Below are 22,786 nucleotides of genomic sequence, written 5' to 3'. Positions count from 1 at the left end.
CTAGTCAAATTTGAGGAATAGACGAGCGCTGTGACACCACCCCGCGCGGCGACACCCTCCGAGGTCGTCGAACTCAGCCGTTCCACGACGGTCTTCCTGCCCGCCGACCCGGCACGCACCAGCCGGGTCGCCTTCTGGTCCCCGGACGGTCCGCCCCCGTCGGGGCCCGGCTCCGTGGAGGAGCTGACCGTCGTCGTTCCGCAGGCCCCGCACCCTCCTCAGGCGCCCGACGACCGTGACGGCGGCCGCGGCGTCCACACCCGTACCGTCCCGGCGCTCGTACTGCCCTTGACCGCCGCGCTGCCGGTGCTCACCCGCGCCCGCGCCCGGGCGGCCGCGCGCTCGGCGGGCGGTGCGGACGGTACCGACCCCACGGCGGCCTTCTGGGGTGCCGCCGCCGTGCTCGCCCTCCAACTGGCCGCCCGCGGAAGGCTGCTGCCCGGTCTCACCGCCACCGATCATGACGCCTGGCGGGTCGGCCCGCTCACCCCCGAGGATCTGGAGCGGCTGCGTGAGCTGGCCGCCGCCATGCCGCCCGCCGCGTACGCGCTGCCGTTGCCCGGCACCGACCCGGTTCTGCTGCCCGAGCCCGAGCGGCAGCTGCGCGCCTTCCTCGACGCGGTGGCGGACGGGCTGCCGCGCTCCCCCGCCGCCTCCCTGGCCGCGGGCGCCCCCGCGTTCGCCGCCGCACCGCCCGTGCGGCTGCCCGAACAGCGTGGCTGGGCGGCCGACGTGGCCGCGGGCCATGACGCGGGAGTACGGCTGTCGCTCCGTATCGAGGTGCTGCACGGCGACATCCGGGCCACCGACGACGACCCTGCGCATCCGGCGGGGCCGGACTTCCGCGCCGTCCTCCAGCTGCACAGCCTCACGGATCCGGCCCTCGTCGCGGACGCGGCCGATATCTGGGCGGGCACCTCCTCGGTCGGCGCGGCCCTGGGCCCGCGCGCCCGGATGGACGCGCTGCTCACCCTGCGGCGCGCGGCCCGCGCCTGGCCCCCGCTGGCCCCGCTGCTGTCGGCCGCCGTGCCCGACGCGATCGATCTCGCCGACGAGGAGGTCACCGAGCTGCTCGGACCGGCGGCGGAGGCGCTGGACGCCACCGGGGTCCAGGTGCACTGGCCCAGGGAGCTGGTGCGCGGGCTCACCGCCCGCGCCGTCATCGGCCCCGACGAGGACGGCGGCCCCGGGGACGACCTCGGCCCCCGGATGCCGTCCTTCCTCTCCGCCGACGCGCTGCTCCGCTTCAGCTGGCGCTTCGCCATCGGCGACCAGGACCTCACCCGTGCCGAGCTCGACCGGCTCGCCGAGGCCAGCCGCCCGGTGGTGCGGCTGCGCGACCAGTGGGTCGTCCTGGACCCGGAGTCGGCCCGCCGCGCACGGGACCGTACCGACCGCAAACTCACCCCGGTGGACGCGCTCGACGCCGTCCTCACCGGCCGTACGGAGGCCGACGGCAGCGTCGTGGACGTCGAGCCCACCGGCTGGCTCGCGGCGCTGCGCGACCGGCTCGCCGATCCGGAAGGAACCGCCCACCCCGAGCAGCCGCCGGTCGCCCAGCCCGCGGCGCTCGCCGCCCCCCTGCGCGACTACCAGCTGCGCGGTCTGGACTGGCTGGCCCGGATGACCTCACTCGGTCTCGGCGGCTGCCTCGCCGACGACATGGGGCTCGGCAAGACCATCACGCTCATCGCGCTGCATCTGCACCGCCAGGGCGTCCCCGGGGCCGCCGGACCCACCCTCGTGGTGTGCCCCACCTCCCTGATGGGCAACTGGCGGCGCGAGATCGAGAAGTTCGCCCCGGGCACCCCGGTGCGCCGCTTCCACGGCACCCACCGCGCCCTGGACGATCTCGCCGACGGGGAGTTCGTCCTCACCACCTACGGGACGATGCGGCTCGACACCCGGCGGCTGGCCGAGGCGGGGCCCTGGGGCATGGTGGTCGCGGACGAGGCCCAGCACGTCAAGAACCCGTTCTCGGCTACCGCGAAGCAGCTGCGCACCCTCGGTGCGAAGGCCCGCGTCGCGCTTTCCGGAACGCCCATCGAGAACAATCTGTCCGAGCTGTGGGCGATCCTCGACTGGACCACCCCGGGGGTGCTGGGCAGCCACGGCGCGTTCCGCAGGCGCTACGCCCAGCCCGTGGAGAGCGGCAGCGATCCGGCCGCCGCCGCCCGGCTGGCGAAGCTCGTCCGGCCCTTCCTGCTGCGCCGCCGCAAGTCCGATCCGGGCATCGCCCCCGAACTGCCGCCGAAGACCGAGACGGACCGCGCCGTCAGCCTCACCACGGAACAGGCCGGGCTCTACGAGGCGGTGGTGCGCGAGATCCTGGCCGAGATCTCCGGCACCGCGGGTCTCGTCCGGCGCGGGCTGATCGTCAAGCTGCTCACCGGCTTGAAGCAGATCTGCAACCACCCCGCCCAGTATCTGAAGGAGGAGCGCCCCACCCTCCCCGGCCGCTCCGGAAAGCTGGAGCTGCTGGACGAACTCCTGGACACGATCCTCGCCGAGGACGCGAGCGTGCTGGTCTTCACGCAGTACGTCCGGATGGCCCGCCTCCTCGAAACCCACCTGGCCGCGCGCGGGGTGGCGACCCAGCTGCTGCACGGGGGCACCCCGGTGGCACGGCGCGAGGAGATGGTGCGGCGGTTCCAGGACGGCGAAGTGCCGGTGTTCCTGCTGTCGTTGAAGGCGGCGGGCACCGGGCTGAACCTCACCCGGGCCGAACACGTCGTGCATTACGACCGCTGGTGGAACCCGGCCGTCGAGGCGCAGGCCACCGACCGCGCCTACCGCATCGGACAGACCCAGCCGGTGCAGGTCCACCGGATCATCGCGGAGGGCACGGTGGAGGACCGGATCGCCGCGCTGCTGGAGCGCAAGCGGGAGCTGGCGGACGCGGTGCTCGGCACCGGCGACGGAGCGCTGACCGAACTGACCGACGCCGAGCTGGCGGAGCTCGTGCAGCTGAGGGGGACCGAGCGATGACTCTTGAACGGAACACGGGTGGCACCGGCGGCTCGGCCGGTGCCGCCGCCTCGCCCGCGGAGCGGGTCTTCGACGCGCTGCCGCCCGCGGGCGGCCGTGGTTTCGCCCGCACCTGGTGGGGTCAGGCGTGGCTGAAGGCCCTGGAGGACACGGCACTCGACAGCGCACAGCTCAAGAGCGGCCGTAGGCACGCCCGCGAGGGCGCGGTCGGCGCGGTGAGCGTCCGGCCGGGCCGGATCACCGCGGTGGTGCGGGACCGGGACCGTACGCCCTACCGCTCGGATGTGCTGGTCCAGGAGTTGAGCGAGGAGGCGTGGGACCGGCTGCTGGAGGTGGTGGCCGACCGATCGGGCCATATCGCCGCGCTGCTGGACCGCGATATGCCCCCGCAGCTGGTCGAGGACGCGGCGGCCGCGGGGGTCGACCTGCTGCCGGGGATCGGCGATCTGGAACCGGAGTGCGCGTGCGGGGGGTGGGACCACTGCCGCCACACCACCGCGCTCTGTTACCAGCTGGCGCGGCTGCTGGACGAGGATCCGTTCGTGCTGCTGCTGATGCGCGGGCGCGGGGAACGGGAACTGCTGGACGAACTCCAGGTGCGCAGCGTGGCGCGGGCCGCCCGGCGCGCCCCGGCCGAGGACAGCGCCGCGGGGCCGGGCCCGGTGCCCGTTCCTGCGGGCGTACCGGCCCTGGAAGCGTTCGCCGCGGCCGGTCCGGTGGCGCTGCCCGCGCCCCCGCCCGCCGTGGCCTCGCCCGGCCGTCCACCGGCGCTGGTGGGCAGCGCGGAACCGGCGCCGGGGCTGGATGTGGCCGCGCTGGAGTTCCTCGCCGCGGACGCGGCCGTACGCGCCCAGCGGCAGTTGGCCGAAGCGCTGTCGCCCGGCCATGCGAGGGCGCCGGTCGCCCCCGTGGTGCCGGAATCGCTCACGGTGTGGCAGGACGCGGTGCGGCTGATGGCGGCCGGGCCGCCGGACGGGGTCGTGGCACGGCTGGCGACGGGCTGTGGCCGCGACCGCACCGAACTGGCGCTCGCCGTAAGGGCGTGGGGCCACGGCGGACCCGCCGCACTCGCCGTCCTGGAGGAGGAGTGGGCTCCGGACGCGGCGGCGCTGGCCCATGCCCGCGCCCGCCTCCGCGCCGCCTGGGAGGACGGCGAACGGGCGCCGCGGCTGCGGATGGCGGGCAATCGGTGGACGGTGGCGGGCGCCGACGCCCAGGTGCGTCTGGGGCGTGACGGCCGCTGGTGGCCGTACCGCAAGGAGCGGGGCCGCTGGTGGCCCGCCGGTCCCGCCACCGACGACCCGGCGGCGGCCCTGGCGGCCCTGGAGCCGTCCGACTGAGCCACGGCGCTCGGTGTGCCCCGGGTGATGCCCCTCGTCCGGGGGCCACCACCCGGGGCGGTACCGCTCAGCCCCGCGCCCCCAGCAGATGGTCCATGGCCAGCTGGTCCAGGCGCTCGAAGGCCATACCGCGTTCGGCCGCCGCCTCGGCGTCGAACTCCTCGAAGGCGGAACGGTCCGCGAGCAGCGCCGCCGGGGTCTCCCCCTCGTCCAGGGTGGGCCGGGACAGCTGGTCCAGGCGGGAAGCGCGCAGCGCCCGCTGGACCTCGGGGTCGGCGCGGAAGGCCGCGGCCCGCTCCTTGAGGATCAGGTAGTTCCGCATGCACCCGGCGGCGGAGGCCCAGACGCCCTCGTCGTCCTCCGTGCGCGGCGGTTTGAAGTCGAAGTGGCGCGGGCCCTGGTATCCGGCCGTCTCCAGAAGGTCGACGAGCCAGAAGGCGGCCCGCAGATCGCCCGCGCCGAAGCGCAGGTCCTGGTCGTACTTGATACCGGACTGGCCGTTGAGGTCGATATGGAAGAGCTTGTCCGCCCACAGCGCCTGGGCGATACCGTGCGGGAAGTTCAGCCCGGCCATCTGCTCATGGCCGACCTCCGGGTTCACTCCGAAGAGTGCGGGCCGCTCCAGCCGCTCGATGAAGGCGAGGGCATGGCCGACGGTCGGCAGCAGGATGTCGCCACGCGGCTCGTTCGGCTTGGGCTCGATGGCGAAGCGCAGATCGTAGCCCTGCTCGGTGACGTACGCGCCGAGCAGGTCGAACGCCTCCTTCATCCGGTCCAGCGCGGCCCGTACGTCCTTGGCGGCGCCGGACTCCGCGCCCTCGCGGCCGCCCCAGGCCACATAGGTCGTGGCGCCCAGTTCGACGGCGAGGTCGATATTGCGGAGGGTCTTGCGCAGCGCGTAGCGGCGTACGTCCCGGTCGTTGGCGGTGAAGGCGCCGTCCTTGAAGACCGGATGGGTGAAGAGGTTGGTGGTGGCCATGGGGACGGTCATCCCGGTGGCCTCCAGGGCCTGCCGGAAGCGTTTGATCCGGGCTTCGCGCTCGGCCTCCGACGCGCCGTGGGGGATCAGGTCGTCGTCGTGGAACGTGACGCCCCAGGCGCCGAGTTCGGCCAGCCGGGTCACCGCCCGGACGGGGTCGAGCGCCGGGCGGGTGGCCTCGCCGAACGGGTCCCGGCCCTGCCAGCCGACGGTCCACAGGCCGAAGCTGAACCTGTCCTCGGGAGTGGGGGTGTAGCGCATCGCGGCTCCCTCGCCTATTTCGTCATGGCACTTTACAAATTAGTATGCGCAAGCATTCCGGGGAAGCCCCGGCGGCCGCACACCCCGCACCACCCGCAGCACACCCGCACCCCAGGGACGCAGAGGGAGAGCCCGAGATGGCAGCAGCAGCCGTGCCCGTGCCGGAAGGACCGCTGGTCGTCGGCGTGGACAGCTCCACACAGTCGACCAAGGCACTGGTCGTGGACTCCGCGACGGGGCGGGTCGTCGCACGCGGCCAGGCCCCGCACACCGTCACCGGCGGCGGTGACGGCACCGGTAAGGAGTCCATGCCGGAGCAGTGGTGGGAGGCGCTGACCGAGGCGCTGCGCCAGTGCGGAACCGCCGCGCACGAGGCGGCCGCGGTCTCCGTCGGCGGCCAGCAGCATGGCCTGGTCACCCTGGACGCCGCCGGCCGCTCGGTGCGGCCCGCGCTGCTGTGGAACGACGTGCGGTCGGCGCCGCAGCGCGACCGGCTGGTGGCGGAGCTGGGCGGCCCCGAGGCGTGGGCGGAGCGGATCGGCAGTGTGCCCGCGCCCGCCTTCACCGTCACCAAATGGGCCTGGCTGAGGGAGAACGAACCGGAGGCGGCGCGGACCACCGCGGCCGTACGCCTCCCCCACGACTACCTGACCGGACGGCTGACCGGCCAGGGCACGACCGACCGCGGGGACGTCTCGGGCACCGGCTGGTGGGCGTCGGCGGCCGGGGCGTACGACGAGGAGATCCTCGAGCGGGTGGGGCTGGCGCCGGAGCTGCTGCCGCGGGTGTTGCGCCATGGCGAGGCCGCCGGGACCGTACGGGATCTCCCGGACCTTCCGCTGCCCGGCGGCGCCCTGGTGGCCACCGGTACCGGCGACAATATGGCGGCCGCCCTCGGCCTCGGGCTGCGCCCGGGTCAGCCGGTGCTGAGCCTGGGGACCTCCGGCACGGTGTACGCCGTCTCCGCGCGGCGGCCCGCCGACCCCACCGGGGTGGTCGCCGGGTTCGCCGACGCCCGTGACGCCTGGCTGCCGCTCGCCTGCACCCTCAACTGCACCCTGGCGGTGGACCGGATCGCCGCACTGCTCGGCCGGGAGCGGGAGGCGGTGGAGCCGGGCGGCTCGGCCGTGCTGCTGCCCTTCCTGGACGGCGAGCGCACCCCGAATCTGCCGCACGCGTCCGGTCTGCTGCACGGGCTGCGCCATGACACCACTCCCGGTCAGGTGCTCCAAGCCGCCTATGACGGCGCGGTGTTCGCGCTGCTGACCGCGTTGGACCGGGTGCTGGACGGGGATGTCGCGCCCGATGCGCCGGTGCTGCTCATCGGCGGCGGCGCCAAGGGCACGGCGTGGCGGGAGACGGTGCGCAGGCTGAGCGGCCGTCCCGTACAGGTGCCGCACGCCCAGGAGTTGGTCGCCCTCGGCGCCGCGGCCCAGGCGGCGGGACTGCTGCTGGGCGAGGACCCGGCGGCGGTGGCCCGGCGCTGGGCAACGGCGCGGGGGCCGTCCTACGATGCGGTGCCCCGTGACGACGCGACGCTGGAACGTGTCGCGGGGGTGCTGTCCGACGCCGACGGTCTGCTCCGCCGGGCCTGACGCCCCACGAGAGGAGACCACGACGGTGGCAGCGCCACATCCCAACACCCAGCAGGCGATGCGCCGGCGCAACCTGTCCCTCGTGCTGCACGCCGTGGCCGGACGGGGCCCGTTGTCCCGGGCGGCGGTCGCCGGTCAGGTGGGGCTGACCAGGGCGGCGGTCTCGACCCTCGTCGACGAGCTGATCCGGGACGGGCTGCTGGTCGAGCTGGGCCCCTCGCGGCCCGGTACGGTCGGCCGCCCGGGCAGCGCGCTCCAGCTCGACGAGCGCGGTCCGGCCGGGCTCGGCGCGGAGCTCGGGGTGGACCGGCTGGCCGTGTGCGCGCTGGACCTGCGTGGCCGGATACGGGCCCGGACCGAGATCGCGGCACGGAACCGGGACCGCGACCCGGAACCGGTCCTCGGCCAACTGGCGGATCTGGTACGGCAGGTGGCCGCCGAGGCGGAGGACGCGGGGCTGCGCCCGGTGGGGTTGACGGTGGCGGTGCCCGGTCTGGTGGCCCGCGGGTCGTCCCTGGTCGTACGCGCCCCCAACCTCGGCTGGGAGGACGTGGACATCGGTCCCGGACTGCGCGCCGAACTGCCCGGCCTCCCCCTGACGGTCGGCAACGAGGCCAATCTGGGCGCGCTCGCCGAGCTGTGGCGCGGTGGCCACGATCCGGAGCTCCGGGACTTCGTCCATGTCTCGGCCGAGATCGGCATCGGCGCCGCGGTGGTGCTCGACGGTCAACTGCTCCGCGGCACCCGCGGTTTCGCGGGCGAGCTGGGCCATGTGCCGGTACGGCCCGAGGGGGCCGAGTGCCCGTGCGGCGGACGCGGCTGTCTGGAGCGGTACGCGGGCGAGGAGGCGGTGCTCCGGGCGAGCGGCCTCTCCCCGGAGGAGGCCGCCGCCGAACATCCCGGCCCCGGCGGCCGGATCTCCCTGCTGGCCGTACGGGCGGCCGCGGGCGACCGCCGGGTGCGGCGCGCGCTGCGCGACGCGGGCGCGGCCCTCGGGATCGCGCTCGCGGGCACGGTGAACCTGCTGGACCCGCAGAAGGTGGTGCTCGGCGGGGCGCTCACCCCGCTGGCACCCTGGCTGCTGCCCGCCCTGGAGAGGGAGTTGGGGCGGCGGGTGGCGGATCCGGCCCGGCCCGGCCCGGAGACGGTCACCGTCTCCCGCCTCGGCGCGGAGGGCCCGCTGCTCGGCGCCGCCCACTCCGTCGTCCGGGCGGTCCTCGACGACCCCGTGGCGTTCAAGGACCCGGGACGTGCTCCGGTCCGGTGAGCCGCGGGTCCAGGATGCGGTGCAGCCGGTAGGCGGCCGGTCGGAAGCCCCGGCGCGGCCAGAAGACGGAGGACAGCGGATTGGCCGCCCGCCAGTCGCTGGCGCAGACGGTGAACCCCCGCCGGGCCGCGTCCGCCAGCGCCCACCGGGTCAGCCGGGTCGCCGCCCCGGAGCGGCGGGCGTGCGGGGCGGTGGAGGCGAGCAGCAGTTCCACCGAGCCCCGGGGCTTGACGAGTGAGGACTCCTCCACCGGCACGGGGCGCATGACGAGGAAGGCGTCGACGGCTCCGCTCCCCTCGGCGATCCAGTACGCCACCTCGGGGTCGCTCAGCAGCTCCAGATGGCCGGAGCGCAGGATGTCCCACATCGGCTGGTCGGTGAAGGCGAACACCGGCGGGGCCGCGTGGGCCGCGTTGATGAGGCCGACCAGCGGCTCCAGGGCGTCGATGTCCGAGGGGACCGCGCGGCGGACCCCGCTCGGCGGCCGGTCCTCCCCCGCGCCGCCGGGTACGGTCAGCAGCGCGTGCACCTGCTCATGGGCGAAGCCGAGCCCGAGCCAGCAGGAGAGATCGGCGGCGGGCGTCACCGTGTAGTGGTGCAGTCTGCCGTCCTCGACCCATGGCCCCGACAGCTCGGTGTAGAGCCGCTGGAGCACGACGGGCCCCTCGTCCGGCGCGTACGCCGCGTCCTCCGGCCGGGTCCAGCAGTGGCGTCCCCGCTGCCCCTCACCGGTCCGGGCCAGCAGATAGCCCGCGACCGCACCGCCCCGGAGGGCCACCGCACCGCGCGCGCCGTCCTCCCACGCCTGGCGCAGCAGGGCGAGGCACGCCGCGTGGGTGGTGTGGTGCTCGTCCAGGGCGGGCTCGTGCCCGCGGTCGCGGCGGTGGCGTGCGGCGAGCAGTTCCGCGGCCGCCTCGAGCCGTTCCGGGCCGAACGGCTCGACGGCCGGGCCCGGTGATCCGGTGGCGCTCATAGGTACCGGTGCATGATGTGGAGACCGACGAAGCCCTTCGTCGGATGTGCGAACGCCTCCGGCACGGTGCCCACCACCTCGAAGCCCAGCGAGCGCCACAGCGCGACCGCCCGGGTGTTGCTCTCCACCACGGCGTTGAACTGCATGCCCCGGTAGCCCTCGGACCGCGCCCACTCCACGACATGCTCCCCCAGGGCCCGTCCGACGCCGCGCCCGGCGTGCTCGGGCGCCACCATGAAGCTGGCACTGGCGATATGCGCACCGGGCCCCATCTGGTTCGGGTTCATCTTGGCCGTACCGAGCACGGTGCCGTCCGGGTCGGTGGCGACCGCGGTACGGCTCGGGGCCGTGAGCATCCAGAGGTCGCGGGCGCGGTCCTCGTCCAGGTCGCGGGGGTAGGTGTAGGTCTCGCCGGCGGCGACGATGCGATGCAGGAACGGCCAGATGGCGGGCCAGTCCTCGGGGGTGGCGGTTCTGATGAGCATGGGGGCCAGCATGACGGCGGGGACGGCGGGTCGCGACTGGTTTTCACGGTCGGGCGGCCCGCCGTCCCCGGGTCCGGTCGGCTGTCCGGTCGGCTGTCCGGTCGGCCAGTGGGTCAGCGGGTGCCGCGCAGGAAGTCCTCGAGCCCCGCGAGGTCGTCGGTGTTGAGGTGATCGACATCGGCCGCCAGCAGTTCGCGCCACAGCGCGTCGCGCTCCGGCCCGGCCGTGTCGAGTGTGGCCCAGAAGCGCACCCGCTGGCGGGCGCGGTGCGCCGCGCCGACGATCCGGCGCAGCTTCTCCCGCTCCGCGGGCGGTATGGCGCCCGCGCCCTGCCAGGTAAAGGTGCTGTTCCAGTCGGCGCTGATCAGCGGGGCGAAGGAGGCGGGCGCCCCGGTGCCCAGGTCCTCCAGACGTCCGTCGTAGAAGGCGTGGCGCACCTTCTCGGCCTCCATGGGGGCGCGGGCGCCGCGGTCGCCGGAGATGACGGCGGTCACCGGGCCGCGGCGGACCCGGCCGTCGACCCCGCCGTAGGCGGCGCTGAACATCGGGCCGTAGCGGCGCAGCCGCTTGGCGAGTTCGCGGTAGGTGGCCTCGCCCGGGGTCTTGAGGTCGATGAGCAGCTGGAGGGAGAGGGCGGAACCGCGGTAGACCCGGCCGCCGTTGGCCTTCACCCGCCGGGCCAGCGGGTCGAGGTAGAGCGATTCGAGGGTGCGGGTGGGGTCCAGGTCGCTGGCGTCATGGGCGACCAGCAACGCGCCGTCCACCAGCCAGATGTCCGCCTCGACACTGCCGAAGCCGTGGGAGAGCGCGTCGGTGAGCGGGCGGGGGTGCTCGTAGTCGTTGTGCGCGTGGGCTCTGGCCAGAGGCGGCGCGGGCCTGCCGCTGGCCGTCGTACCGGCGAAGGCGGGTGTGGCCACCCCGCCCGCCACGGCTGCTCCGAGGGTGACGACAAAGGCGCGGCGTGTACGGGGTTCCATGGGGCCTCCCGGCTCTCGTCCCGGCGTGGTGCTCGGCTGTGATGCGCGGTGAACGCCAGTGAGTATCGGGGCGCCGGGGCTCCAAAGGGCAGAGCCGTGCGAAGAGTTCGACGGTCGGACTCCGGCCATTTCCCCGGCGTTCCCGCGCGGCCGGGGAAGCGGCCGGGGAAGTGGCGTGCGCCGTCGGCCGCATGAGGGTCGCCCGGGGTCGCATGAGGGCATTCCCCCAGGGGTGCGATGCGATGTCCCGGTGCGATGTCCACCGGACGTGGACCGTCCGGTCCTGGCGCCGCCGCGGCGAGGCCATCCGAGGCCCCGGCGGAACCGGAGTATTTACCCATTCCTTGCCTTCATCCGAACCCTCGAGGCGGCCACACTTTTGAGTGAATGCACAGGTCCAAAGGCCGCTGATAGCTTGGGAGTTGCTCAGGGGGAAAATCTCTTGGGGTCCGTACAGGGGTGGGTGAGCATTCACGATGACGACGTCCGTTGAACCAGGTTCCGGTACCGATAATTCGCAGCCGCTGTCGAGTCTCGGCACGGCGGCCGCGCGGAATCTGGCGACGACGACCAAGTCCGTTCCGCAAATGCAGGGAATCAGCTCGCGATGGCTGCTGCGCATGCTGCCGTGGGTGCATGTACCGGGCGGCACCTACCGGGTGAACCGGCGGGCCTCGCACACCCTCGGGGACGGCCGGGTGGAGTTCACCACCACCGGCGCCGAGGTCCGGGTCATCCCGGTCGAGCTGCGCGAGCTTCCGCTGTTCCGCCGCTTCGAGGACACCGAGGTCCTCGCGGCGCTCGCGGACCGGTTCAGCCAGCGGGAGCTGGCTCCCGGCGATGTCCTGGTGGAGGCCGGGCGCCCGGCCGATGAGCTGTATCTGATCGCCCACGGCAAGGTCGACAAGCTGGCCGAGGGCGCCTTCGACGATCCCTCGGTGGTCGGCACGGCCGCGGGCGGGGACCACCTGGGCGAGCCGGAGCTGGCCTCGGCCGACGGCTCCACCTGGGGCGTCACCGTCAAGGCGGTCACCTCCTGCACCGTGCTGGCGCTGTCCCGCCAGGAGTTCGAGGAGCAGATGGACCGCTCCGCGGCGCTGCGGGAGCATGTGGAGGCGGTGCGGGCGGCGCCGGATTCCCCGCGGAACGAGCACGGCGAGGCATCCATCGAGCTGTCGGCGGGCCATGCGGGCGAGCCGCTGCTGCCGGGCACCTTCGCGGAGTACGAGCTCGCGCCCCGCGAGTACGAGCTGAGCGTGGCTCAGACCGTGCTGCGGGTCCACACCCGGGTCGCCGACCTCTACAACGACCCGATGGACCAGGTCGAGCAGCAGCTCCGGCTGACCATCGAGGCGCTGCGGGAGCGCCAGGAGCACGAGCTCATCAACAACCGGGAGTTCGGTCTGCTGCACAACGCGGACCTGTCCCAGCGCATCCACACCCGCAGCGGTCCGCCCACCCCCGACGACCTCGACGCCCTGCTGGCCACCGTGTGGAAGGACCCGGGGGTGATCCTCGCGCATCCGCGTGCCATCGCCGCGATCGGCCGGCAGTTCAACAGCCGGGGCATCTCCCCGCAGCACGCCGAGGTGAACGGGCATGCGGTGCCCGCATGGCGCGGGGTGCCCATTTTCCCGTGCAACAAGATTCCGGTGACTCCCAGCGGAGTCACCTCCGTTCTCGCCCTGCGCACCGGCGAGGAGAACCAGGGAGTCATCGGACTGCATCGGACCGGAATTCCCGATGAATACCAGCCGAGTCTCTCCGTGCGGTTCATGGGAATCAGCGAGCAGGCCATCATGTCGTATCTCGTCAGCGCCTACTATTCCGCGGCCGTTCTGGTTCCGGACGCGCTCGGAATCCTGGAGAACGTGGAAATCGGTCTCTGACGGCCCGCCACGGCTTCCGGTGGTCCTCGTCAACGTTCCCGAAAACCTACCGAAATGAGTGATGAGCACAGATGACCACTTCCGTGGAGTCCGGTGAGCAGCCGCTGAGTCTGGGCACGGCCGCCGCACGGAATCTGGCGACCACCACCAAGTCCGTTCCGCAGATGCAGGCCATCTCGTCCCGGTGGCTGCTGCGGGTCCTGCCATGGGTGCAGGTGTCGGCCGGTACCTACCGGGTGAACCGGCGGCTGAGCTACACGGTCGGTGATGGGCGGGTGGAGTTCGTCACCACCGGGTCGCGGGTGCGGGTCATCCCGCCGGAGCTGGGCGAGCTGCCGACGCTGCGCGGCTTCGAGGACGCCTCCGTACTGGAGTCGCTGGCCGACGCCTGCGTCCAGCGGGAGTACGCGCCGGGCGATGTGCTGGTCGAGGCCGGGCGTCCGGCCGATCAGGTGTACCTCATCGCGCACGGCAAGGTCCGGCAGATCGCACCGGGCGCGTATGACACCGATACGGCGCTCGCGGTGCTGGCCGACGGGGAGTACTTCGGCGATTCCGCGCTCACCGGCCCCGAGGGGACCTGGGACTTCACCGTCCGGGCGGTGACCCGCACCACGGTGCTCACCCTCCCCCGCCGTGCCTTCCAGGAGGCGGCCGACCGCTCGGGGGCGCTGCGCGGCCATCTCGAGGAGCGGGAGAACCAGCCGGAGCCCGCGCGGAACCGGCGCGGTGAGGCCGATATCGCGATCACCTCGGGCCATGCGGGCGAGCCGGTGCTGCCGGGCACCTTCGCGGAGTACGAACTGAGTCCGCGGGAGTACGAGCTGAGCGTGGCTCAGACCGTGCTGCGGGTCCACACCCGGGTCGCCGACCTCTACAACGACCCGATGGACCAGGTCGAGCAGCAGCTCCGGCTGACCATCGAGGCGCTGCGGGAGCGCCAGGAGCACGAGCTCATCAACAACCGGGAGTTCGGTCTGCTGCACAACGCGGACCTGTCCCAGCGCATCCACACCCGCAGCGGTCCGCCCACCCCCGACGATCTCGACGAGCTGCTGTCGCGGCGCCGCAAGACGCAGTATCTGCTGGCCCATCCGCGCACCATCGCCGCGTTCGGGCGGGAGTGCAGCAGCCGGGGGCTGTATCCGCAGGGCGCCGAGATCGGCGGAGTGGCGGTGCGGGCCTGGCGCGGGGTGCCGCTGCTGCCGTGCAACAAGATCCCGGTCAGCGACTCCGGCACCAGTTCCATCCTGGCGCTGCGGACCGGTGAGGAGAGCCAGGGTGTGATCGGCCTCCATCAGGCCGGGATCCCCGATGAGTACGAGCCCAGCCTGAACGTCCGGTTCATGGGCATCAATGAGCAGGCCGTGACCTCGTATCTGGTCAGCGCCTACTACTCGGCCGCGGTGCTGGTGCCGGACGCGCTGGGTGTGCTGGAGGACGTCGAGATCGGCCGCTGACTCTCGAGGTCGGCCGCTGAGCGGTGCACGCCGTCACCGCGGGCGGGTCAGGGGCGGACGCTGCTGACCACGTCCGCGGTGGCGGCGAGCCCTTCGGAGATGGTGGGCGCCACGCTGCTGCTGGCCAGGTAGAAGCCGAGCGTCACACAGACCAGGGCATGGGAGATGCGCAGACCGCCACTGCGCAGAAAGACCACCGCCAGAATCAGGAGCAGCAGGACCACGGAGATGGAAATGGCCATGGGGAGCCTCCTCGGCCGCTACGGAGGATCGGAATCCGGCCGTCAGTGTGGCCCAGAATCGCCTGTGATCCGCCGAACCATGGTGCTCCGAACGGGTGCCGATCTGCTGTTCGAAGCCTGTTCGGGAGCTGTTCGGCTTCGCTGCCGTGGAGTCGAGGTGCAAAAGCGGTGCACAAGCGGTCCGCCCCGGCGTGCAGACGCCGGGGCGGACCGTGCTCGCGCCGGGCGGTCAGCCGGTGGGTGCCGGGAGGTCCACCTGCCCGGCCAGGAGCTGACGGTGACGGCCGGGTGTGCCCAGCGCGATCTCATCGCTCTTGGCCCGCTTGAGATAGAGATGGGCCGGGTGTTCCCAGGTCATGCCGATACCGCCGTGCATTTGGACGCACTCCTCGGCGGCGTGCACGGCCACCTCGGCGCAGTACGCCTGGGCGACGGCCACCGCCACCGGGGCGTCGGGGCTTTCGGCGGCCAGGGCGTCGGCGGCGTACCGGGCGGTGGCGCGGGCGGAGACCAGTTCCAGCCAGAGCGCGGCCATCCGATGCTTCAGCGCCTGGAACGAGCCGATGGGACGGCCGAACTGGTGGCGTTCGGCGGTGTGGCGGACGGCCTCGGTCAGACACCATTCGGCCACCCCCAGCTGCTCCGAGGCGAGCAGTCCCGCCCCGGTCAGCAGCGCACGCCGGACCGCGTCCCGGGCCCGGTCCGCTCCGGCCACCCGCCGTGCGGGCGCCCCGTCGAGGGTCACCGTGGCGAGGGGCCGGGTGAGGTCCAGCGAGGTGAGCGGTGCGATGGTGACGCCGGATTCGGTGGTGGGCACGGCGTACAGCCCATAGCCGTCCGGTCCTTCGGCGGGCACGAGCAGCACCTCGGCGCCCCTCGCGCCCGCGACACCGCGGACCTCGCCGCTCAGGGTTCCGTCGCCGCCGGTCCGTACGGTGGCGGACGGGAGCTCCTCGCCCGGTGTGCTGGACAGCGGAAGGGCCAGGGCGCCGGTGGTCCGGCCCTCGGCGAGCCCCCGGAGCAGCCGCGCCACGCCCTCCTCGTCGGTGTCACAGCCCAGCAGGGCGGTCACGGCGAGGACGGCGCTGGTGAGGAAGGGCACGGGGGCCACGGCGCGGCCGAGTTCCTCCATCACCACCGCGGCCTCACGTGCGGTGGCGCCCTGTCCGCCGAGCTTGTCGGGGACCAGCAGCCCGGCCGTGCCCATCTCGGCGCCCAGCGCCTGCCAGACGGCGGGGTCGTACGGCTGGTCGCTCTCCGCCTGGGCGAGTACGGCCGGGGCCGGGCAGCGGTCGGTGAGCAACGACCGTACGGCGGCGCGCAGATCGTCCTCGGCCTCGGAGTAGAGCAGGTCCGGGGTGCTCATCGGGGCAGGTCCTTCCACGGGACGTCCTTGTCGGTCCGCGGCTCGGGCGGCAGGCCCAGGACGCGTTCGGCGATGATGTTGAGCAGTACCTCCGAGGTGCCGCCCTCGATGGAGTTGCCCTTGGCGCGCAGATAGCGGTAGCCGGCCTCGCGTCCGGTGAAGTCGACGTGCTCGGGGCGGCGCAGGGTCCAGTCGTCGTAGAGCAGGCCCTCCTCGCCCAGCAGTTCCACCTCCAGTGCGCTGAGCCGCTGGTTGAGGCGGGCGAAGGCGAGCTTCATGGCCGAGCCCTCGGGTCCGGGCTGGCCGAGGGCGAGTTGCTGGCGCAGCCGCTCGCCCGCCAGCCGCGCCGCCTCGGCCTCCACCCACAGCCGCAGCAGTCGCTGGTGGAGGTCATGGGTGCGCAGCTCGGGCCGGTCCCGCCAGGCCGTGGCGACCAGACCGACCATGCCGCCCTCGCGGGGGATCCGGCCGCCGCCGATGGCGACCCGCTCGTTCATCAAGGTGGTCTGGGCGACCCGCCAGCCCTCGCCGACCTCACCGAGGCGTCGGCTGTCGGGGATGCGCACCCCGGTGAGGAAGACCTCGTTGAACTCCGCCTCACCGGTGATCTGCCGCAGCGGCCGCACCTCGACTCCGGGGTCGGTCATATCGCAGATGAAGTAGCTGATGCCGCGGTGTTTGGGCAGGTCGGGGTCGGTGCGGGCGATGAGGATGGCCCAGCGGGCGAGATGGGCGCTGGAGGTCCACACCTTCTGGCCGTCGACCACCCAGCTGTCGCCGTCGCGTACGGCGCGGGTGCCCAGGGCCGCGAGGTCGGATCCGGCCCCGGGTTCGCTGAACAGCTGGCACCACACCTCCTCCCCGGTCCACAGCGGGCGCAGCAGCCGCGCGCGCTGCTCGTCGGTGCCGAAGCCGAGGATGGTGGGGGCGGCCATGCCCAGGCCGATGCCGATGCGGCGGGGGTCGTTGTCGGGTGCCCCGGCGGCCTCGAGTTCGGCGTCCACCACGGCCTGGAGGGAGCGCGGGGCGTCCAGGCCGCCGAGCCCGGCCGGGTAGTGCACCCAGGCGAGGCCCGCGTCGAAGCGGGCGCGAAGGAAGTCCAACCGGTCGGTGGTGGCCGGGGGGTGGGCGTCGAGGAGCTCCCGGACGCGACGGCGCAGTTCGGGGGCGTCCACGGCGGTACGGTCGCGTGCGGTGGTCATCGGGGGTCTCCCGCCGTCAGGCCGGGGACGACCACCACTCGGCCGGTGGTGACACCGTCGGCGACGCGCTGGACGGCGTCGGCCGCACCGGCGAGCGGCACCCGCTCGCTGACCAGGGGCCGTACGGTGCCCTGGGCGGCCAGCTTGGTCAGTTCGTCGTGGCAGGCGCGGACGGCGGCCGGGTCCTTGGTGTTGTACAGGCCCCAGTGGAGGCCGAGGATGGCGTAGTTCTTGACCAGCGCGTGGTTCAGGGCGGCCTGGGGGACGACGCCGCTGGCGAAGCCGATGACCACGATGCGGCCTTCGAAGGCGACGCATTTGATGGACTTGGCGAAGGCGTCGCCACCGACCGGGTCGTAGATCACGTCGGCGCCGCGTCCGCCGGTGGCCTCCTTGACCGCGGCCACGATGTCGTCCTGACGGCGGTCGAGCACCAGGTCGCAGCCCACCTCACGGGCCACCCGCGCCTTGTCCTCACCGCCGACGACACCGATGACCCGGGCCCCGGCCGCCTTGCCGAGCTGGACGGCGGCGGTGCCCACCCCGCCCGCGGCGGCGTGCACCAGCAGGGTCTCGCCCGGCCGCAGCCCCGCCCGGCGGTGCAGACCGAACCAGCCGGTCTGGTAGCCGATGTGCAGCGCCGCGGCCTGGGCGTCGTCCAGTGCGTCGGGGGCGGGGAGCGCGTTGGCCGCGTCCACGGTGACCAGCTCGGCGAAGCCGCCCGCGGGCAGGTCGGGGGTGGCCAGGACCCGGGAGCCCACCTCGCCCTCGGCGCCCTCACCGACGGCGACGACCTCGCCGCACAGCTCGACGCCCGGGGTGAACGGCAGCGGCGGCCGGACCTGGTACTGGCCGCGGCACAGCAGGGCGTCGGGGAAGTTGATGTTGACGGCGAGGACGCGCACCAGCAGCTGTCCCGGCCCCGCCACCGGATCGGGCACCTCTTCCAGCCGCATGACCTCGCGCGGCTCGCCATTGTCGTGCACTCGCCATGCCTGCATCCGGTGGCCTCCACAAGCTGTCGGTAGCGGCGTTCTCCACGCCCGTGGCGGAACATACTAACCAGTCGGTACGAGGCTGGAAACCGCCTGGTCCCGGCCCGTCAGCCATCCTGCCGCTCCCGTCCGGCGCGGTGGGAACTCCTGTGCAACTCTGGAGGCACTCTTGAGCCCGGCACGTCCGCAGGTAAAAGTGGGCGAGATATCGGTTCGCAGCACGGCGGGCCGATAGCCGGAACGGGACGGGAGAGACGACAGTGCCCGACAGTAAGGCGATCAGCGAGGCCGAGATGGAGGCCAGGCTGCACGGCATCTGTTTCAAAACAGGACCGCCGCGCCGTATCGGTGTCGAGCTGGAATGGCTCGTGTACGACCCGCAGGACCCCACCAGACCCGTGGAACCGCCCAGGCTGGAAGCCGCGGTCACCGCGCTGCGCGGACTCCCCCTCCGGTCCGCGGTCACCTTCGAACCCGGCGGCCAGGTGGAGCTCAGCTCCCTGCCGGCCGACTCCCTCACCGCGTGTGTGGAGTCCGTCGCCGCCGATCTGGTTCTCGTCCGCTCCCTTCTCACCGGACTCGGCCTCGGTATCGCCGGGCACGGCCATGACCCCTGGCGGCCGCCGCGCCGGTTCCTCAGCACCCCCCGCTACGAGTCCATGGAGACCTATTTCAACCGCCGGGGCCCGGCGGGGCGGTCCATGATGTGCAACACCGCCTCGGTCCAGGTGTGTGTGGACGCCGGACAGGAGGAGCCCGGTCCGCTGGGTCTGGGACGGCGCTGGCGGCTCGCCCACCTCCTGGGCGCCGTGCTGACCGCCGCCTTCGCCAATTCACCGCTGCGCGAGGGACGTCCCACCGGCTACCGCTCCACCCGGCAGGCGCTGTGGGCGTCGATGGACCCCGGCCGCGTCCTCGCCCCGCCCGACGGCCGGGAGCCCCGCACCGCCTGGGCCCGCTATGTGCTGGACGCGCCGGTGATGGCCGTCCGGGCCGAGCACGGGGCCTGGACCGTACCGGACGGGCTGACCTTCCGGCAGTGGGCGCGGACCGCGCTGCCCCGGCCGCCCACCCTGGACGACCTCGACTTCCATATCTCCACCCTCTTCCCGCCCGTGCGGCCGCGCGGGCATCTCGAACTGCGCATGATCGACGCGCAGAGCGGCGACGACGGCTGGATCGTCCCGCTCGCCGTCACCGTGGCGCTCTTCGACGACCCCCAGGCCGCGGAAACGGTTTACCGCGTGGTGAAACCGCTCGCCGAGACCGCTGGCGTCCGCCCCGCCCCCTGCAATCCGCTGTGGCTGAGCGCGACCCGGGACGGCCTGGCCGACCCCGAGCTGCGGAGCGTCGCCGCCGTCTGTTTCGCCACCGCGCTGGAGGCACTGCCCCGGCTGGGCGCCTCCCCCGCCATCACCTCCGCCGTCGCCGACTTCACCGATCGCTATGTGGCCCGTGGCCGATGTCCCGCCGACGATCTGCTCGCCACCGTCCCCGGACTCGCCACCGTCCCCGGGAAGGAGGAACGGCCATGACCGATTCCGACTCCGACCTCCTCGCTCTCGACCCCGAGGCGCTGCGCCGGCGCGCCGAGACCGCGCTGCGCACCGCACGCGCACGCACCCACACCCTCACCAGCTGCGTGGACGATCACGATCTCACCGCCCAGCACTCCCCTTTGATGTCCCCACTGGTCTGGGACCTGGCCCATATCGGCAACCAGGAGGAGCAGTGGCTGCTGCGCGCCGTCGGCGGACGGCAGGCCATCCGGCCGGAGATCGACTCGGTGTACGACGCCTTCGAGCATCCCCGTGCCGCGCGGCCCTCCCTGCCGCTGCTGGCACCGGCGGAGGCCCGGGGCTATGTCTCCGAGGTGCGCGGCCGGGTGTTCGACATCCTGGAGCGGATCGAGCTGCGCGGCGCCCCGCTGGTCGACGCGGCCTTCGCGTTCGGGATGATCGCCCAGCATGAGCAGCAGCACGACGAGACCATGCTCATCACCCACCAGCTGCGGCGCGGGCCCACCGCGCTGACCGCCCCGGAGCCGCCGGACACCGCCGACGGGGCCGCGCTGCCCGACGAAGTCCTCATCCCCGGCGGCCCGTTCACCATGGGCACCTCCACCGAGCCCTGGGCGCTGGACAACGAACGGCCCGCCCACCGGCGGCTGGTGCCGCCCTTCTACCTCGACACCACCCCGGTGACCAACGGCGCGTACGCCCGGTTCATCGCGGACGGCGGCTACACCGAGCGCCGCTGGTGGACACCGGAGGGCTGGGCGCACGTGCAGGAACACGGCCTGAGCGCCCCCCTGTTCTGGCGGCGTGAGGGCGGGCAGTGGCTGCGCCGCCGCTTCGGGGTCACCGAGCCGGTAGCGGAGGACGAGCCGGTGCTGCATGTCAGCTGGTACGAGGCGGACGCCTACGCCCGCTGGGCCGGGCGCCGGCTGCCCAGCGAGGAGGAGTGGGAGAAGGCCGCCCGCCACGACCCGGCGACCGGCCGGTCCCTGCGCCATCCGTGGGGCGACGAGGACCCCACTCCCGACCACGCCAATCTCGGCCAGCGCCATCTGCGGCCCGCGCGCGCCGGAAGCTATCCGCGGGGCGCCTCCCCGCTCGGCGTCCGGCAGCTGATCGGCGATGTGTGGGAGTGGACGTCCAGCGACTTCCTGCCCTATCCGGGGTTCAGCGTCTTCCCGTACCCCGAGTACTCGCAGGTCTTCTTCGGGCCCGCGTACAAGGTGCTGCGCGGTGGCTCCTTCGCGGTGGACCAGGTGGCCTGCCGGGGCACCTTCCGCAACTGGGACCTGCCGATCCGGCGGCAGATCTTCTCCGGGTTCCGCACCGCCCGCGACGCCTCCCCGGAGGCCGTGTGAAGGGCATAGCCGGACGCGCCGCTCCCGCTGATCGGGGGTGGCGCTGATGTGCCGGCATCTCGCCTATCTGGGGCCGGAGACCACCATCGGCGAGGTGGTGAGCGCTCCGCCGCACAGCCTGTTCTCGCAGTCCTGGGCGCCGCGGCGACAGGCGCACGGCACCGTCAACGCCGACGGGTTCGGGGTCGGCTGGTACGCGCCGGACGACCCGGTGCCCGCGCGCTACCGGCGCGCCGGACCCATCTGGGGCGATCTCTCCTTCGCCGATCTCGCCCGGGTGGTGCGCACCGGGGCGCTGATGGCGGCCGTGCGCGACGCCACCGAGGCGAGCGGGGACGGCGAGGCGGGCGCCTCGCCCTTCGCCTCCGGGAACTGGCTGTTCAGCCATAACGGCGCGGTGCGCGGATGGCCGCACTCCCTCGCGGAGGCGGCCGCCGCACTGCCGCCCGCCGAACTGCTGAGCCTGGCGGCGCGCTGTGACTCCGCGCTGGTGTGGGCGCTGGTGCTGCACCGGCTGCGGCTGGGGCACGCGGCGGGCGAGGCGCTGGCCGGGGCGGTCGAGACGGTGGCCGCCGCCGCGCCCGGCTCACGGCTGAACCTGCTGCTCCTGGACGGATCGACGATCGCCGCCACCGCCTGGGGCGACACCCTGTGGTACTGGGCCGACCCGGGCCGCGCGGTGGTCGTGGCCTCCGAACCGTACGACGACGATCCGCGCTGGACGGAAGTCCCCGACCGCACCCTGCTGACCGCCACCCGTACCGAGGTTCTCCTCTCCCCCCTCAAGGAGGCTTCCGCGTGAGCCCGTTCACCATGACCCGGACCCTGCCCGTGGACACCACGACCGCCGCACTGCGCGAGGACGTGACCGACGGCCTGACCCGCACCCCCAAGAGGCTGCCGCCAAAGTGGTTCTACGACGCCCGCGGGAGCGAGCTCTTCGAAGAGATCACCCGGCTGTCCGAGTACTACCCGACCCGCGCGGAGCGGGAGATCCTCATAGCGAGGGCGGCGGAGATCGCCGACGCGACCGGGGCCAGAACCCTGGTCGAGCTGGGCTCCGGCTCCTCGGAGAAGACCCATCATCTGATCCGGGCGCTGCCGGACCTGCGGGCCTACGTCCCGGTGGACGTGAGCGAGAGCGCCCTCGAACTGGCCGGGCGCGCGCTGCTCACCGAGCATCCGGAGCTGACGGTGCACGCCATGGTGGCCGACTTCATGAACGGACTCACCCTGCCCGACACCCCCGGACCCCGGCTGCTGGCGTTCCTCGGCGGCACCATCGGCAATCTGCTGCCGTCCGAACGGGCGGAGTTCTTCACCGCGGTGAGCTCCCTGCTGTCACCGGGTGACGCGCTGCTGCTCGGCACCGACCTGGTCAAGGACGAGGCCACGCTGGTCGCCGCGTACGACGACGCGCAAGGGGTCACCGCGGCGTTCAACAAGAACGTGCTCGCGGTGCTCAACCGTGAGCTGGGCGCCGACTTCAACCCGGCGGACTTCGACCACCTGGCGGTGTGGAACGCCGAGGAGGAGTGGATCGAGATGCGGCTGAGGGCCCGCAAGGAGCTCACCGCCAAGATCCCCTCGATGGACCTCGCGATCCACTTCGCGGCCGGGGAGGAGGTCCGTACCGAGGTCTCGGCGAAGTTCCGGGAGAAGAAGGTGCGGACCGAACTGGCCGCCGCCGGGCTGGAGTCACGCCGTTGGTGGACCGACGCCCAGGGCCGCTTCGCGCTGTCGCTGGCGGTCCGTACGTAACGGCGCACGCTGTATCCGGTGGCCGCCACCCGGGCCCGGGTGGCGGCCACCGCCGGTCCGGGGGGGGGGGCGGGTGCGGGGGTAGACCCCGTGGGCGCGGCGGCCGGCGCGGCGCCCCCCAGCGGCGCGGC

At 73.4% G+C, this 22,786-nt stretch carries 18 protein-coding genes; 10 read left to right on the top strand and 8 right to left on the bottom strand.

From position 1 onward, the window contains the following. Nucleotides 1-30: 30 nt before the first annotated feature. Both AB0C66_RS18530 and AB0C66_RS18525 read left to right on the top strand, forming a co-directional pair. A complete protein-coding gene (locus AB0C66_RS18530; protein ID WP_362439143.1) occupies nucleotides 31-2,988 on the top strand; it encodes a DEAD/DEAH box helicase in 2,958 nt (985 codons plus the stop codon). After that, nucleotides 2,985-4,328: an SWF or SNF family helicase gene (locus AB0C66_RS18525; RefSeq protein ID WP_362439140.1), complete on the top strand. Its 1,344-nt coding sequence runs from the start codon at nucleotides 2,985-2,987 to the stop codon at nucleotides 4,326-4,328. Before AB0C66_RS18530 ends, AB0C66_RS18525 begins: the two co-directional genes overlap by 4 nt. Before the next feature lie 67 nt (nucleotides 4,329-4,395). Here AB0C66_RS18525 and xylA read toward each other — a convergent pair whose 3' ends face one another. Continuing rightward, nucleotides 4,396-5,568 (bottom strand): xylose isomerase, encoded by a 1,173-nt coding sequence (gene xylA, locus AB0C66_RS18520; protein ID WP_362439137.1) that lies wholly within the window; start codon nucleotides 5,566-5,568, stop codon nucleotides 4,396-4,398. A gap of 137 nt (nucleotides 5,569-5,705) precedes the next feature. Between xylA and xylB the strand changes: the two genes are divergently transcribed. Beyond that, the gene (gene xylB / locus AB0C66_RS18515) at nucleotides 5,706-7,163 is read left to right on the top strand and encodes a xylulokinase (RefSeq protein ID WP_362439134.1); all 1,458 of its coding nucleotides are present in this window, start codon (nucleotides 5,706-5,708) and stop codon (nucleotides 7,161-7,163) included. Nucleotides 7,164-7,221: 58 nt separating this feature from the next. Beyond that, on the top strand, nucleotides 7,222-8,430 hold the full coding sequence (locus tag AB0C66_RS18510) for an ROK family transcriptional regulator (protein ID WP_362439944.1): 1,209 nt from the start codon (nucleotides 7,222-7,224) through the stop codon (nucleotides 8,428-8,430). Here the strand turns inward: AB0C66_RS18510 and AB0C66_RS18505 are convergent. The 3 genes from AB0C66_RS18505 to AB0C66_RS18495 form a co-directional block, all read right to left on the bottom strand. Then, nucleotides 8,399-9,403 (bottom strand): GNAT family N-acetyltransferase, encoded by a 1,005-nt coding sequence (locus AB0C66_RS18505; RefSeq protein WP_362439131.1) that lies wholly within the window; start codon nucleotides 9,401-9,403, stop codon nucleotides 8,399-8,401. The genes AB0C66_RS18510 and AB0C66_RS18505 overlap by 32 nt on opposite strands. After that, complete coding sequence (locus AB0C66_RS18500) at nucleotides 9,400-9,888, bottom strand: GNAT family N-acetyltransferase (RefSeq protein ID WP_362439128.1); 489 nt, start codon at nucleotides 9,886-9,888, stop codon at nucleotides 9,400-9,402. The genes AB0C66_RS18505 and AB0C66_RS18500 overlap by 4 nt, the downstream gene beginning before the upstream one ends. 113 nt (nucleotides 9,889-10,001) lie before the next feature. Continuing rightward, nucleotides 10,002-10,865, bottom strand: coding sequence for a phosphatidylinositol-specific phospholipase C/glycerophosphodiester phosphodiesterase family protein (locus tag AB0C66_RS18495; RefSeq protein ID WP_362439125.1), 864 nt, complete (start codon nucleotides 10,863-10,865; stop codon nucleotides 10,002-10,004). A gap of 476 nt (nucleotides 10,866-11,341) precedes the next feature. Between AB0C66_RS18495 and AB0C66_RS18490 the strand changes: the two genes are divergently transcribed. Beyond that, nucleotides 11,342-12,754, top strand: coding sequence for a family 2B encapsulin nanocompartment shell protein (locus AB0C66_RS18490; RefSeq protein WP_362439122.1), 1,413 nt, complete (start codon nucleotides 11,342-11,344; stop codon nucleotides 12,752-12,754). 71 nt (nucleotides 12,755-12,825) lie between these two features. After that, entirely contained in the window at nucleotides 12,826-14,214 is a 1,389-nt protein-coding gene (locus AB0C66_RS18485) for a family 2B encapsulin nanocompartment shell protein (protein WP_362439119.1), read from the top strand. A 47-nt stretch (nucleotides 14,215-14,261) separates the two neighbouring features. On the opposite strand, the gene AB0C66_RS18480 is transcribed toward AB0C66_RS18485, so the two are convergent. The 4 genes from AB0C66_RS18480 to AB0C66_RS18465 all read right to left on the bottom strand — a co-directional run bounded on the left by AB0C66_RS18480 (nucleotide 14,262) and on the right by AB0C66_RS18465 (nucleotide 18,025). After that, nucleotides 14,262-14,456: a hypothetical protein gene (locus AB0C66_RS18480; protein WP_069860708.1), complete on the bottom strand. Its 195-nt coding sequence runs from the start codon at nucleotides 14,454-14,456 to the stop codon at nucleotides 14,262-14,264. A gap of 229 nt (nucleotides 14,457-14,685) precedes the next feature. Continuing rightward, complete coding sequence (locus AB0C66_RS18475) at nucleotides 14,686-15,822, bottom strand: acyl-CoA dehydrogenase family protein (RefSeq protein WP_362439116.1); 1,137 nt, start codon at nucleotides 15,820-15,822, stop codon at nucleotides 14,686-14,688. Continuing rightward, complete coding sequence (locus AB0C66_RS18470) at nucleotides 15,819-17,024, bottom strand: acyl-CoA dehydrogenase family protein (protein WP_362439113.1); 1,206 nt, start codon at nucleotides 17,022-17,024, stop codon at nucleotides 15,819-15,821. Before AB0C66_RS18470 ends, AB0C66_RS18475 begins: the two co-directional genes overlap by 4 nt. After that, entirely contained in the window at nucleotides 17,021-18,025 is a 1,005-nt protein-coding gene (locus AB0C66_RS18465; protein WP_362439110.1) for an NADPH:quinone oxidoreductase family protein, read from the bottom strand. The genes AB0C66_RS18470 and AB0C66_RS18465 overlap by 4 nt, the downstream gene beginning before the upstream one ends. A 254-nt stretch (nucleotides 18,026-18,279) precedes the next feature. Here AB0C66_RS18465 and egtA point away from each other — a divergent pair, with 254 nt between their 5' ends. Genes egtA through egtD form a run of 4 tightly spaced genes read left to right on the top strand, consistent with a single transcriptional unit; the run spans nucleotide 18,280 to nucleotide 22,655 of the window. After that, nucleotides 18,280-19,554, top strand: coding sequence for an ergothioneine biosynthesis glutamate--cysteine ligase EgtA (egtA, locus tag AB0C66_RS18460; RefSeq protein ID WP_362439107.1), 1,275 nt, complete (start codon nucleotides 18,280-18,282; stop codon nucleotides 19,552-19,554). Beyond that, nucleotides 19,551-20,894, top strand: coding sequence for an ergothioneine biosynthesis protein EgtB (gene egtB, locus AB0C66_RS18455; protein ID WP_362439104.1), 1,344 nt, complete (start codon nucleotides 19,551-19,553; stop codon nucleotides 20,892-20,894). The genes egtA and egtB overlap by 4 nt, the downstream gene beginning before the upstream one ends. Nucleotides 20,895-20,940: 46 nt before the next feature. Continuing rightward, nucleotides 20,941-21,696 (top strand): ergothioneine biosynthesis protein EgtC, encoded by a 756-nt coding sequence (egtC, locus tag AB0C66_RS18450; RefSeq protein ID WP_362439101.1) that lies wholly within the window; start codon nucleotides 20,941-20,943, stop codon nucleotides 21,694-21,696. Further along, on the top strand, nucleotides 21,693-22,655 hold the full coding sequence (gene egtD, locus AB0C66_RS18445; RefSeq protein WP_362439099.1) for an L-histidine N(alpha)-methyltransferase: 963 nt from the start codon (nucleotides 21,693-21,695) through the stop codon (nucleotides 22,653-22,655). Before egtC ends, egtD begins: the two co-directional genes overlap by 4 nt. Nucleotides 22,656-22,786: the final 131 nt, after the last annotated feature.

Origin of the sequence: Streptomyces sp. NPDC048636 (assembly GCF_040650655.1) — a bacterium.
Classification (GTDB): Bacteria; Actinomycetota; Actinomycetes; order Streptomycetales; family Streptomycetaceae; genus Streptomyces.
Note: the sequence above shows the minus strand (reverse complement) of the source record. Positions and strands in the feature narration are given on the sequence as shown.